This window comes from Agarivorans sp. DSG3-1, from assembly GCF_046774965.1.
Classification (GTDB): domain Bacteria; phylum Pseudomonadota; class Gammaproteobacteria; order Enterobacterales; family Celerinatantimonadaceae; genus Agarivorans.
Genome location: NZ_CP177241.1, coordinates 3,610,349 through 3,622,783, shown reverse-complemented (window position 1 = coordinate 3,622,783; position 12,435 = coordinate 3,610,349). Strand labels below are relative to the sequence as shown.

Below are 12,435 nucleotides of genomic sequence, written 5' to 3'. Positions count from 1 at the left end.
CTACAACAAAGTAAAATAAAAAAGCCTGATGAAATCAGGCTTTTTTTGTTCTAAGAGTTTTTATTGTCCGGGGTCGAAAAAGTAACAGCAACGTAATTTCGGGTCAAAGTTCTTTATCAGAACAGCAGGAACATCGTCCCATTTAACCGTTTTGTTTATCTTAATGTCTTCTTTAGTTAGGTCTGCTACGTTGGCGTTACTAAAGTTTTTTCCTTTTTCTAACAGTAATACTCTTGGTTTAAGTTTTTCTTTAGGATTACTCGACATCACCATTGCATACCCATCGTTAGATAGACTTACAATTGAGCCCGGCGGGTATATGCCTAAGGTATTCATCAGTTGTTCTAAGTACAGTTTGTTGTACTTGGTTCCTGCACTCTTGTATAGAAAAGCGAATGCTTCTTGTGGGGTCATTCTTTTTTGATTTGCTAAAGGAGCACAAAGGTGTTCAAAGCTATCTACTATGCTCAGCAATTGTGTTGCTTTGTCTAGTTCGCTGGCTTTACGTTGGTTGGGGTAACCACTGCCGTCTAGAAGCTCATGGTGATTAATCACAATGGGTAAAACTTCTGGTGGAAAAGACCCAGCTTTTTTAATTAACTCTGCACCAAATTTGGGGTGAGTTTGGTAAAAGTTTTGCTCAGCTTGGCTCCACTCGCTGGGTTTTCGACGTATTTGCTGAGGTACTTTTAGTTCACCAATGTCATGAATCATCCCAGCTATACATAAGTGCTGGCATTCTTTTTCAGAAAATCCCAAGTTTTTTGCCACTAAGATGGAAAGAACAGCTACGTTTACACTATGAAAAAATATATCTTCGTCGCTACTGGGCTCTAAACTCACATAAACACTGTGGGCATCTGCAGACTTAAACATAAGCTGAAGGGTTATATTAACTTGTTCAAATATGCTGTAGTAAGCTTCTTCGGGTTTGCTGGTGAACTTAGTCAGTGCTGAGCGAAACTTTTCTGCGTTTTGTAAATAGGCTTTGTTGGCGCGTTTTTGCCCGTTACGTAACTCATCTAGCCAAGCCTGATCAGGGTCGATTTCTGGCTCTTCTTGGTCAGCCCCTGCTAAGTCGTCTTCATTGTTAGTATCAGGTACCGCTACTTTAGATTTACTAGGAATAACGGCAATATTGTCTAAACCTAAGGAGCGAACAACTGTAAGTTGCTCTTGGTTTTTAATGATGAAGTTATTGCGCATAAAAGGGTGAGCAGTCCAACCTATAGGAAGGCTAATATAATGCCCAACTTGCAATGAATCGGTGGGTATTTCTATCTTAGACATAGTCCCAACTTATTAAGTCCTTTAGATAATTGTAGTAAATAGTCACAAATTTATAAATGGCTGATTGTTCATAACAAGTCGCCTCGCACACTTATTGGCGTTACAATCTGTGGCTCAGCGTTTATCTGTCTTCTTTTCATTGAAAGTGCTAATTAAATGAATAATAAACAAATCACCTTAGCGATAACTGGAGCGTCCGGAGCTCCTTATGCTTTATGTTTACTTGAACAGTTAGTAAAAAAGCAATTTACCATTCATTTGCTCATATCTAGCGCAGCGAAAGTGGTGCTAGCTACTGAGGCTAACCAGCAGTGGCCAAGCCAAAATGAAAAAGCTCAACTGTTTTTAGAAAGCAAGTTTGGTGCTCAGCCAGGCCAGATATTAGTGCCAGGCAAAAATGATTGGTTTTCTCCGGTAGCTTCCGGTTCTGCTGCTCCAAAAACCATGGTGATATGTCCTTGTAGCATGGGCACGCTGGCCTCGGTTGCTATGGGATTGTCTGATAACTTACTTGAGCGCGCAGCGGATGTAGTCATAAAAGAAAAGGGCAAATTGATTCTGGTTCCCCGAGAAATGCCGTTTTCAGCCATTCATTTAGAAAATATGCTTAAGCTCGCTAAGTTAGGCGTAGATATTCTACCGGCTTGTCCTGGCTTTTATCATAAACCTGAGTCGATACAAGATTTGGTAGAGCACGTTACGGCTAGAATCTTAGATCATATTGGAATTGAGAATGATTTAGTTGAGCGGTGGGGTTACTCGGGGGAGAATAAAACAGGTGCTTAGCACCTGTTTCTATTTTAATCTTCGCGGTTTTCGCAATCTACTTTAGTACAGTTTCCGTAAAGATATAAACTATGGTTAGTTAGTTGAATATTATTTGTTTTAGCAATATCTTTTTGTCTTTGTTCAATGGTGTCGTCATTGAATTCGATAACTTTTCCGCAATCTAAGCATACCAAGTGGTCATGGTGTTGCTGGCTATTTAGTTCAAATACTGATTTACCACCTTCAAAGTGATGGCGGGTAACAATGCCGGCGTCATCAAACTGATTAAGTACTCGGTAAACGGTAGCTAAACCAATCTCTTCACCTTGGTCTATCAGTAATTTGTACAAGTCTTCGGCGCTAATATGTTGATTAGACGGAATTTGTAGTAGCTCCAAAATTTTCATTCGGGGCAGGGTGACTTTAAGGCCTGCTTTTTTTAGAGCTTGATTATTATCAGACATAGGTGAAATATTTTCCGTTGCTGTTATTCATTCCATAACTGCGGTAAGTATACGGACTTACGAGACAAACAGAAAGCTCGATAAGAAAACTTGTAGCGCAGTTAATTATTTATTAACCTATTGTTAACATGTCAGACCAGTTGAGCTTATGGAACATCTACTTAAAAACGCCAACCTAGCAAAAAGTTTACTCAATATGTGGCCTCCTTTCTGGGGAGCAGGGATTAAGATCTCTAAACTATCTAAAGATTTTCGCACTTGCGAGGTGAGGCTCGCGTTTAGATGGTGGAACAAAAACGCTAATCGGTCTCAGTTTGGTGGCTCTATGTTTTCGATGACCGATCCTATTTACCCGTTAATGTTGATGGCGATATTGGGTAACAAATACCATATTTGGGATAGTGAAGCCTCGATCAAGTTTGTTTCTCCAGGTCGTGGAGTGGTTTATGGACACTTCAAACTAGAAGAAGCATTTATAGAAGATGTTTTGCGTAAGGCTGAGAGTGGAGAGAAGTATCAACCAGAGGTAAGCACCGAGGTTGTTGATTCGAAAGGTAAAGTTATCGCAGTGATTACCCGTAAGCTCTATATCCGATTAAAGCGACAGCATAGACCAAACCTTGAACAAGTTGCTTAATGATTACTGAACAAGGCTTAGGTTTTTTTTGTAGCGCTCAATGACTTTAGTCACGTAGTTCTGAGTCTCTTTATAGGGAGGAATCGCAAAGCCGTAGCGTTTTACGGTGTTTTCTCCCGAGTTATAAGCCGCTAAAGCTAGCTGAAGTGATTCAAATTCATTCAGTAGCCAGCGCAGGTAGCGTGTTCCTGCTTCTATATTTTGTTCAGGCATAAATGGGTCTGTCACTGAAAAGCGTTCGGCTGTAGCAGGCATTAATTGCATCAATCCCATTGCACCAGCGCGAGAAACTACGTCGGCTCTGTAATTGGACTCAGTTGCTATCACCGCATGAACGAGCGCAGGGTCAAGTTTATGGCGCCTTGCGCTTGCAACGATAAGTTGATGATAAGGGCGTTGATTAGGCGCTTTTTGTTGGGTACTTTTGGCTTTCGGCGGGTTGAGCGATTTAGGCGTACGCATCAGCAAGCGCCATTTAGAGCCCTTTTTTTCCTGAGCAAAGTGCATCACACCGTTTTGGTCTTCATAAAACCAAACGTCTGCATATACACTACTGGATATTCCCAGGAAAATTATAAATAGATACTTAAACACATTTTTCTCCCTCTGAGCCAAGTTAAGCATAAACTTGGCCAACTATACGAGGGTCAGATACAAAAACTGGGCTTTCGCCCAGTAGATTTTTAGTCGGCTAATTCAGCTAAGCACATTTCTTCATATACTTGCTTACACCAACCTTTAACACGCTCTTGGGTTAACTCAGGCTGACGATCTTCATCGATACCCAAACCAACAAAGTGAGCATCATCTGCTAGCGCTTTTGATTCTTCAAAGTCATAACCTTCGATGGGCCAATGACCAACAACCGTAGCCCCTTTGGTAGTAACGATATCGTTGATAGTACCCATAGCATCAAGAAAATACTCTGCGTAATCTTCTTGATCACCACAACCAAATATTGCGACTAACTTTTCTGAAAAGTCTATTTGCTCAAGATCAGGGAAGAAGTCATCCCAATCACATTGTGCTTCGCCGTAATACCAAGTGGGAATACCTAAAAGAATCAACGAAAACTCATCGATGTCTTCTTTAGTAGATTTTGCAATGTCTTTTATTTCTACTAGTTTTTTGCCTAGCTCTTTTTGGATCATTTGTGCAACTGCTTCGGTGTTACCGGTGTCGCTACCAAAAAATATTCCTACGCTCGCCATAAATATTACCTGTATTACAAACTATTGATTTGTTGAAAACTGATTAACTTGGTTGTTCAGCATCTTTTCTATCAGTTCACTTCGGCTTATGCCCGATTCATTGGCTAACTGATTTAAGGTTTCGAAAAGCTGTTGTTCAACTTTCAACTCGATTCTTTTAAGCCCATTCGCACGATCTCTTTTAAGTTGATTTCGTTTATTGGCTTTTAGCTGATCTTTACGCTCTAAAGGGTTAGTTCTAGGTCGACCAACTCTTTTTTCACTTGCGAATAGATCAATAGTAGTTCGATCTGTATTTTGTTTTGCCATTAATATTGAAACAACCGTCTAACCTAAACCAGTGCCTTCCCAAGACATTTGAATTAGGCCTTTTGCAATAAAGCCTGCACACCCTAAAAACAACACTAACCAAACCACGGCGCGGCCAAATGGGGGAACGTTGCCTTTTTTAAGTACGTCTTGAATAGCCATGCCGATAAAGAAAAATAGAATTACAAAACCTATATTTAGAGCAAGGCTTTCGATTAAATCTATATGCTTCGCGAACATCACTATCCTTGAGAGAAAAATTCGACGCGCACTATACCATAAAGCGCGTTAGGGTGTTAAATATGCTTGGCTAAAAACTGTTCGGTTAAACGATTAAAAATAGCTGGCTTTTCAGCATGTAACCAATGCCCGGTGTCGCTGATTATTTTTAGTTCAGCTTTAGGAAATTGCTGAGCTACCTCTTGTTGATACTGGTTAACAATATAGTCTGAGTTTTGCCCTTTGATAAACAAGCAAGGTTTGTTAAATGCGCCAAAGGTTTGCCACCCAGTGATGTTGGTATAGTTTTCCGCAAGTAAGGGAACATCAAACAGCCAATGCCAGTGTTGTTCACTCTTGGTTAAGGATTTAAGAAGAAATTGCCTGACTCCAGGTTCTTTTATATGTTGGGCAAGTAATCCATCGGCTTGTGAGCGAGAAGTGACTTGGCTTACATCAAAGCCATTTAAGCCTGCGAAAACAGCCTGATGATTATGGTTATAGGCCACAGGCGCGATATCTGCTGCGACTAAAGCGCTAACCAAAGTAGGGTAAAGTTGCGCCGTTGTCATAGCCACTTTACCGCCCATAGAGTGACCAACAATGGCGCACTCTTCTATATTAAGAGTGTTACACAGGGTGTATATGGCTTTAGCTTGTGTTTGATAATCCATTTTCGCCACACGAGGGGATAAGCCGTGATTAAGCGCATCTACGCTAATCACTCTATAACCAAGACGTTCCAAGTGTTTAGCCAACAAGCCCAAATTAGACAAACTACCAAACAAGCCGTGAATCAATAAAATAGGGTAGCCAATACCTTGATCTTTGTAGTGCAGATCCAAAACAACACCTCTTATGTAATTGGATTGTTAGTCTGCCTTTGCAGCTTTATTACTACAAGTCTTTAAAAACAAATTGTTTGCGCATTATTTGTGCTTTTAGCGCTGGCAATTCGGATTGTTGATGAGTTATTAACTTTGCTATGTATAATCATTAGCTATGTTAAGTACAGAGCATGACTTGAAAGTAGCGATGAAAACCATAGAAATTGAAGAAGACTTGTATTTATATATTGCTGGCCAAACTAAACATATTGGCGAGAGCGCATCAGATATTCTTAGGCGCTTACTTGAGGTAGACGCCTCTATTCAAGAAAGCGCAGAACCAGAGCCTGTTGACTTGAACAGTCAAGCAGTTGACGATGTTCCTCCTGAGCAACCCACTCAAGAAAGCTCTGTATACGAAAATCTTGAAGACGTGGTAACAACTCCGCAAGACCCTGATTTCCTCAGTTACTTCAATTTTGAGCTTATCGGTAATGCAGGCAGTTCCACTAAACGCTTCCTTTCTTTGCTTGCCAGCCTATATACGGTTAACAACGCAATGTTCGCTAAAGCGTGTGTGATCAAAGGCAGCAAGCGAGAGTACTTTTCTCAAGACAAAGATTCATTACTTGCGTCTGGAAAAACCAGTAAACCGCAAGCCATCCCAGATACGCCATATTGGGTGATTACAAACACTAATACCGCGCGCAAACGCCATATTTTGCAACATGTCGCTAGCGAAATGGGCTTACAAGAATCTCAAATTGAACGCTTATGTGAAGCGATCTAATCATTTTTTAATTTTAACTTAAGCATCGGAGAAGCTATAAATGGCTATTCACCCTCTAGCAGGAAAGCCAGCTCAGGCTGAGCATCTTGCAAATATCCCACGTCTTGTGGCCGACTATTACTTACTAGAACCCGACGTAGCGGTTCGAGAGCAACAAGTTGCATTTGGTACATCTGGCCACCGCGGCAGTTCTAGTAAAAAAGCCTTTAACGAAAATCATATTTTGGCAGTTAGTCAAGCATTGGCAGAATACCGTTTAGCGCAAGGTACTACCGGGCCTTTATATATAGGTAAAGACACCCACGGCTTATCGGAGCCTGCATTTTGCTCAGCGATTGAAGTGTTTGCAGCAAACGGTGTTGAAGTTCGTTATCAAGAGGGTTTAGGTTACACACCAACGCCAGTTATTTCTCATGCAATTTTGGCTTACAACCGTTTAGGTAAAGACCAGGCTGATGGAGTGGTGATTACTCCTTCTCATAACCCACCTGAAGATGGCGGTTTTAAGTACAATCCGCCAAACGGTGGTCCAGCAGATGGTAATGTAACTAAGGTTGTTCAAGACCGTGCAAACGAAATATTAGCTAATGGCCTAAAAGACGTTAAACGTTTGTCTTATGATGAAGCCATTGCATTACCTTCTATTGTTGGTATTGATTACATCAAACCGTATGTTGATGATTTAGCCAACGTATTAGATATGGATGCGATTGCTAAATCTAAAGTGAAAATTGGTGTAGACCCCTTAGGCGGCAGTGGCATTGCTTACTGGTCGGTAATTGCAGAAACCTATGGTTTAGACATAGAAGTAGTGAATGAGCGCGTAGACCCAACGTTTTCTTTCATGACTCTAGATAAAGATGGAAAAATCCGTATGGATTGTTCATCTCCGTACGCTATGGCCAGCTTAATTGCCTTAAAAGATAAGTTCGACGTAGCGGTAGCCAACGACCCTGATTATGACCGCCATGGTATTGTGACCAAAAGTAGTGGATTACTAAATCCTAATCACTACTTAGCGGTAGCGATTAACTACCTTTACTCTCATCGGAGTGAGTGGGACGCTAATGCTGCAATTGGTAAAACCTTGGTGTCTAGTTCGATGATTGATCGCGTTGCAGCCAGTTTAGGGCGTGAACTAAAAGAAGTTCCGGTTGGCTTTAAGTGGTTCGTAGACGGCTTGTTTGACGGTAGCATTGCTTTTGGTGGCGAAGAAAGTGCCGGTGCTTCTTTCTTACGAAAAGATGGTGGAGTGTGGAGTACTGACAAAGACGGTATTATTTTGGCATTGCTAGCGGCAGAGATTATCGCTGTTACTGGGAAAGATCCTGGCGAACACTACCAAGGTTTTGTCGAACAGTTTGGCGAGCCTTGTTATAAACGGATTGACGCGCCAGCCAGCATAGAACAAAAAGCTGTATTGAGCGCCTTAGATCCAGCCATGGTTGAAGCTGAAACCTTAGCAGGGGAGCAGATCACGGCAAAACTTACTGCTGCTCCGGGTAACTGTGCTGCCATTGGTGGTTTAAAGGTTGTCACTGAAAACGGCTGGTTTGCTGCCAGACCTTCTGGAACTGAGGCTATCTATAAGATTTACATGGAAAGCTTTAAAGGCGAAGAACATTTAGCGCTTATCGAGCAAGAAGCACAAACAATTGTTTCTGCCGCATTGGCTAAAGCTGGACTATAATCTATAAGCGCCGACTGAAGGGTATTGAATAAATACCCTTTTTTTGTGCATAAATTCCGCCTGAAAACGTATGCCAACTGCTTTAAATTGCAAGTTCTGTAATAGTTTTGTTACAAAGGCAGATTACAATGTATCAGGTCTTATTTTTGGGCGAATTGGCACAAAAGCCCCGTTTTAATTGATTCCGATCAAGATTACTGCCGATTCGCGTATGAAAGCATTTTCAAATGCTGGGCTTTTGTTGGGTTTTCTTTACACTTCATTTCGGTTCTTTGAGTGAAAAAGCATTTTTTCCAAAAAATGCATAAAAATTTAGTCTTGAGAGAGGCTTTTTTACCTAAATGTGATGTAGAACGTATATAATGTCGTTCCGCATCGGTAACATGAGCTCGGATTTTTGAGCACATACAGTCTTTTGTAGCATTTGCTGTTCGGTTAACCATCGAATGCTACGTTTGAAGATGTCACCACAAAGGTTAGATACAAAGGAAATTCACATGGCCGCTAAAAAGGCAAAAGCAAAAAACGCACTAGCGTTATCGAAAGTTGAGTTTAAAGATTCAATTATTAAACACTTGCGCAGTACTCACGGTACTGATGAAGGACGTGCTAACAACCAAGCTTGGTGGAAAGCAACGTGTTCTGCAGTAAACGAATTAGTGTTTGATCGTTTAACTGAAACTTCTAAAGCGAATGCAGAAAACGATTCTCGTGCTGTACATTACTTTTCTTTAGAGTTCTTGATGGGTCGTTTAACTATAAACAACCTTCACAACGTTGGTGTGTTCGACGCTGCACGTGATGCACTTACCGATTTAGGTAAAGACATTAATGACATCTGTGACGAAGAACCAGATATGGCTCTTGGTAACGGTGGTCTAGGTCGTCTAGCTGCTTGTTTCATCGATTCTTTGGCTACACTTAACTACCCAGCGGTAGGTTACGGTATCCATTACGAGCACGGTTTATTCCGTCAAGAAATTCAAGGCGGCCGTCAAATCGAACGTCCTGATAGCTGGCGCGAATACGGCAACCCTTGGGAAATCTGCCGTCCAGAATCAATTCAAGAAGTACCTTTATACGGTTACGTAGAAACGGTATTTGGCGAAGATGGCAAAATGCGTAAAGTTTGGCATGCTGGTCGTCAAATTAAAGGTGTGCCATGGGATATCCCTGTAGTTGGTTACGAAGCTAAAACTGTAAACGTACTACGTTTGTGGGAATCTAAAGCTGCTGACTTCTTCGACTGGGATGTATTTAACGCCGGTGGTTACATTGATTCTCAATCTGAGAAATCACAAGCTGAAGCAGTATCTAAAGTACTTTACCCGAACGACGAAAGTGAACAGGGTAAAGAACTTCGCCTTATCCAACAGTACTTCTTCTGTGCTTGTTCACTAAAAGACATCATTCGTCGTTACAAACGTAACCACAGTGATTTCTCTCAGTTCTCTAAGCAAGCTGTAATTCAGTTGAACGATACTCACCCAACTGTAGCTATTCCTGAGTTGATGCGTATTCTTATCGACGAAGAAGGTCTAGTTTGGGACGACGCTTGGAAAATCTGTACAGAAACTTTCGCTTACACTAACCACACTCTATTGCCAGAAGCACTAGAAAAATGGGCTGTGTACTTGTTCGAAAAAGTACTTCCACGTCACCTAGAAATCATTTACGAAATCAACCGTCGCTTCTTAGAAGACGAAGTTGAAGCTAAATGGCCTGGCAACGACGAAATGAAACGTCACCTTTCTATTATTGAAGAAGGTGAAACTCGCATGGTTCGCATGGCGTTCCTATGTGTTGTTACCTGTTTCAAAACTAACGGTGTTGCAGCAATGCACTCAGAGTTGGTTAAAGAAGATCTGTTCCCAGAGTTTTACGAACTATGGCCTGAGCGCTTCGTAAACGTAACAAACGGTGTAACTCCTCGTCGTTGGTTGCTTGCATGTAACGAACAGCTAGCTAATATGTACAACGATACCGTTGGTACTGATTGGCCGCGTAAACTAGATGAGCTAAAAGGCGCAGCTAAGTTCGCAGATGACCCTAAGTTCCAGAAAAACTTCATGGCGATTAAACGCGAGAAGAAAGTAGAACTAGCTGACAAGATTGAAGAGCTATGTGGCATTAAAGTAAGCCCTGATGCAATGTTCAATGTACTTATTAAGCGTCTACACGAATACAAGCGTCAGCACCTTGCACTGCTACATATCCTTGCACTTTACCGTCGTCTACTTGAAAACCCAGATTATGATATGGGCCCACAAGTATTTATCTTCGGTTCTAAAGCTGCACCTGGTTACAAGCTAGCTAAAGACATTATCTACGCGATCAACAAAGTTGCAGATAAAGTTAATAACGACCCACGCATTAAAGACAAGCTGAAAGTTGTTTTCATGCCTAACTACCGCGTAACGCTTGCTGAGAAACTATTCCCAGCAGGTGACGTATCACTGCAAATTTCTACCGCAGGTTACGAAGCATCTGGTACTGGTAACATGAAGTTTGCCTTAAACGGTGCCCTAACTCTTGGTACTCTTGATGGTGCGAACGTTGAAATTGCAGAAGAAGTAGGCGACGACAACATCTTCATCTTCGGTCTAAACTGTGACGAAGTTAAAGCGCTTAAAGCTGCTGGTTACAACCCATGGGATTACTACTACGGTAACCCAGAGTTGAAAGCTGTTCTAGATTGGCTAGAAACAGACTTCTTTACTCCTGGCGCTCCTGGTGAGCTAGCTTCAATCAAGCACAGCTTGCTAGAAGGCGGTGACCCGTACCTAGTATTGGCAGACTTCGAGTCTTTCACTACTGAGTACGCTGCAGTCGACGCAACTTACCGTGATCAGAAGAAATGGGCTAAGATGGCTATCATCAACTCAGCGTCAGTAGGTAAGTTTAACTCTGACCGCTCAATTGAAGATTACGTAAGCCGTATCTGGAAACTTGAAAAAGTTATGCCTAACTAAGCTTTGTTTAAGCCTTAGTTAGCAATAAAAAGGGAGACTATGTCTCCCTTTTTTTATGCCTTAAAAACTAGCATACTGTTGCTTACTTCGTTTACATCTAAGGATAAGATGTGCCTAAAGAAAGCTTACTCCAACTTGGTCTACTTCAATTCACTTTAAATGCGCCAGAAAGTTCTGAGACTTTTAGTTTCAATTTAGCCAGCCAAACCAAAGTTAGTTTACTAAGTACTGGTGTATTGTTGTTTGAACCAACACCTATGATAAGTACCAGAGCAGTGGTACTCTCTGCCGGTATTCACGGCAATGAAACCGCCCCCATCGAATGCATCGACGAGCTTGTAAGCAAAATCTTAAACATGGAGGTCGAATTACAACAACCTTTATTAGTCATCTTGGGTAATCCTCCCGCAATGGTTGAGGCAAAACGGGAGCTAATGCTAAACCTAAACCGTTTATTTATTGGCAAGCATGCTAATTACGATGATTGCTATGAAGTACGGCGAGCAAAACATTTAGAAGAAATAGTGAAACAGTTTTTTACTCGTTACAGCCTTTTAGCTGCTTACCATTTAGATCTACATACGGCCATCAGAAGTTCTCAACACGAGAAATTTGCCGTGCACCCCTTTACTCATGGGAGAGCAAGGAAACAAAGTAGCTTAGCTTTACTGCAAGCCTGTGAAGTTGATTGTGTGTTGTTTTCAAATGAACCTGCGTCAACGTTTAGTTATCATTCAAGCTATATCCATAATGCTGCGGCGTTTACTGTTGAACTTGGAAAGGTGCATGCATTTGGCCAAAATGATCCCAATAAACTTAAGGCATTAAGTCAAACCTTAACTACTTTGTTGGGTGCTAGTGATTTATCTGAGCTACTGTTCAACCCTTCGCGTGCCACCTTATTTGAAGTGAGTGATGTGCTTAATAAAACCACCGATGATTTCTGTTTTAATTTCAACCAGAGTCAGGCTAACTTTACTGAATACCCCAATGGTTACCGTTTAGCTAAAGATGGTTCGCGCATTATTGAAGTTGAAAATGGTCCAAAAGCAATAGTGTTTCCTAACGATAAAGTAGCAATTGGCCAGCGAGCAGTGTTATTGGTTAAGCAAATGACACAAGCCGATATACAACAAGCAATAACAGATAAAAATCTCATATAATCCATCTACCATGCAGGTGAGGCTGGTTTGTACTCTTTTTATAAGGCCAGCTAGTAATTAATACTAATAAGCCAAGAGAATACTTTAGTGATTCG

The 12,435-nt window shown here is 41.4% G+C and carries 13 protein-coding genes; 6 read left to right on the top strand and 7 right to left on the bottom strand.

All coding sequences use genetic code 11. The features are described 5' to 3' along the window. Nucleotides 1-60 precede the first annotated feature (60 nt). Entirely contained in the window at nucleotides 61-1,290 is a 1,230-nt protein-coding gene (locus ACLD71_RS16835; RefSeq protein ID WP_411991419.1) for an HD-GYP domain-containing protein, read from the bottom strand. Nucleotides 1,291-1,446: 156 nt separating this feature from the next. Between ACLD71_RS16835 and ACLD71_RS16830 the strand changes: the two genes are divergently transcribed. Then, nucleotides 1,447-2,076, top strand: a complete 630-nt coding sequence (locus ACLD71_RS16830; RefSeq protein WP_137674572.1) for a flavin prenyltransferase UbiX — start codon at nucleotides 1,447-1,449, stop codon at nucleotides 2,074-2,076. Between the two features lie 14 nt (nucleotides 2,077-2,090). Here the strand turns inward: ACLD71_RS16830 and fur are convergent, their stop codons facing one another. After that, nucleotides 2,091-2,522, bottom strand: coding sequence for a ferric iron uptake transcriptional regulator (gene fur, locus ACLD71_RS16825; RefSeq protein ID WP_137674573.1), 432 nt, complete (start codon nucleotides 2,520-2,522; stop codon nucleotides 2,091-2,093). 148 nt (nucleotides 2,523-2,670) lie between these two features. Here fur and ACLD71_RS16820 point away from each other — a divergent pair, with 148 nt between their 5' ends. After that, entirely contained in the window at nucleotides 2,671-3,159 is a 489-nt protein-coding gene (locus ACLD71_RS16820; protein WP_411991418.1) for a DUF4442 domain-containing protein, read from the top strand. Nucleotides 3,160-3,162: 3 nt separating this feature from the next. On the opposite strand, the gene ACLD71_RS16815 is transcribed toward ACLD71_RS16820, so the two are convergent. From ACLD71_RS16815 to ACLD71_RS16795, 5 genes are all read right to left on the bottom strand, one after another. Further along, nucleotides 3,163-3,753 carry a lytic transglycosylase domain-containing protein gene (locus ACLD71_RS16815; RefSeq protein ID WP_137674575.1) on the bottom strand — a complete coding sequence of 197 codons (591 nt, stop codon included), beginning with the start codon at nucleotides 3,751-3,753 and terminating at the stop codon, nucleotides 3,163-3,165. An 89-nt stretch (nucleotides 3,754-3,842) separates the two neighbouring features. Further along, nucleotides 3,843-4,370, bottom strand: coding sequence for a flavodoxin FldA (fldA, locus tag ACLD71_RS16810; protein ID WP_137674576.1), 528 nt, complete (start codon nucleotides 4,368-4,370; stop codon nucleotides 3,843-3,845). A 21-nt stretch (nucleotides 4,371-4,391) separates the two neighbouring features. Then, the gene (gene ybfE / locus ACLD71_RS16805; RefSeq protein ID WP_137674577.1) at nucleotides 4,392-4,679 is read right to left on the bottom strand and encodes a LexA regulated protein; all 288 of its coding nucleotides are present in this window, start codon (nucleotides 4,677-4,679) and stop codon (nucleotides 4,392-4,394) included. An 18-nt stretch (nucleotides 4,680-4,697) separates the two neighbouring features. Next, on the bottom strand, nucleotides 4,698-4,919 hold the full coding sequence (locus tag ACLD71_RS16800; RefSeq protein ID WP_137674578.1) for a DUF2788 domain-containing protein: 222 nt from the start codon (nucleotides 4,917-4,919) through the stop codon (nucleotides 4,698-4,700). 56 nt (nucleotides 4,920-4,975) lie between these two features. Further along, complete coding sequence (locus tag ACLD71_RS16795) at nucleotides 4,976-5,743, bottom strand: alpha/beta fold hydrolase (RefSeq protein ID WP_411991417.1); 768 nt, start codon at nucleotides 5,741-5,743, stop codon at nucleotides 4,976-4,978. Nucleotides 5,744-5,933: 190 nt separating this feature from the next. Between ACLD71_RS16795 and seqA the strand changes: the two genes are divergently transcribed. The 4 genes from seqA to astE all read left to right on the top strand — a co-directional run bounded on the left by seqA (nucleotide 5,934) and on the right by astE (nucleotide 12,340). Further along, nucleotides 5,934-6,515, top strand: coding sequence for a replication initiation negative regulator SeqA (seqA, locus tag ACLD71_RS16790; protein ID WP_411991416.1), 582 nt, complete (start codon nucleotides 5,934-5,936; stop codon nucleotides 6,513-6,515). 40 nt (nucleotides 6,516-6,555) lie between these two features. Then, entirely contained in the window at nucleotides 6,556-8,205 is a 1,650-nt protein-coding gene (pgm, locus tag ACLD71_RS16785) for a phosphoglucomutase (alpha-D-glucose-1,6-bisphosphate-dependent) (RefSeq protein WP_411991415.1), read from the top strand. 497 nt (nucleotides 8,206-8,702) lie between these two features. Next, entirely contained in the window at nucleotides 8,703-11,177 is a 2,475-nt protein-coding gene (locus ACLD71_RS16780) for a glycogen/starch/alpha-glucan phosphorylase (RefSeq protein ID WP_137674582.1), read from the top strand. A gap of 110 nt (nucleotides 11,178-11,287) precedes the next feature. After that, entirely contained in the window at nucleotides 11,288-12,340 is a 1,053-nt protein-coding gene (astE, locus tag ACLD71_RS16775) for a succinylglutamate desuccinylase (protein WP_411991414.1), read from the top strand. The last annotated feature ends 95 nt before the right edge of the window (nucleotides 12,341-12,435 follow it).

Coding starts and splice junctions, on each gene's coding strand:
- fur (WP_137674573.1), bottom strand. CDS start 2,522: ATGTCTGATAATAATCAAGCTCTAAAAAAAGCAGGCCTTAAAGTCACC.
- seqA (WP_411991416.1), top strand. CDS start 5,934: ATGAAAACCATAGAAATTGAAGAAGACTTGTATTTATATATTGCTGGC.
- ACLD71_RS16835 (WP_411991419.1), bottom strand. CDS start 1,290: ATGTCTAAGATAGAAATACCCACCGATTCATTGCAAGTTGGGCATTAT.
- ybfE (WP_137674577.1), bottom strand. CDS start 4,679: ATGGCAAAACAAAATACAGATCGAACTACTATTGATCTATTCGCAAGT.
- fldA (WP_137674576.1), bottom strand. CDS start 4,370: ATGGCGAGCGTAGGAATATTTTTTGGTAGCGACACCGGTAACACCGAA.
- ACLD71_RS16780 (WP_137674582.1), top strand. CDS start 8,703: ATGGCCGCTAAAAAGGCAAAAGCAAAAAACGCACTAGCGTTATCGAAA.
- ACLD71_RS16820 (WP_411991418.1), top strand. CDS start 2,671: ATGGAACATCTACTTAAAAACGCCAACCTAGCAAAAAGTTTACTCAAT.
- pgm (WP_411991415.1), top strand. CDS start 6,556: ATGGCTATTCACCCTCTAGCAGGAAAGCCAGCTCAGGCTGAGCATCTT.
- ACLD71_RS16800 (WP_137674578.1), bottom strand. CDS start 4,919: ATGTTCGCGAAGCATATAGATTTAATCGAAAGCCTTGCTCTAAATATA.
- ACLD71_RS16830 (WP_137674572.1), top strand. CDS start 1,447: ATGAATAATAAACAAATCACCTTAGCGATAACTGGAGCGTCCGGAGCT.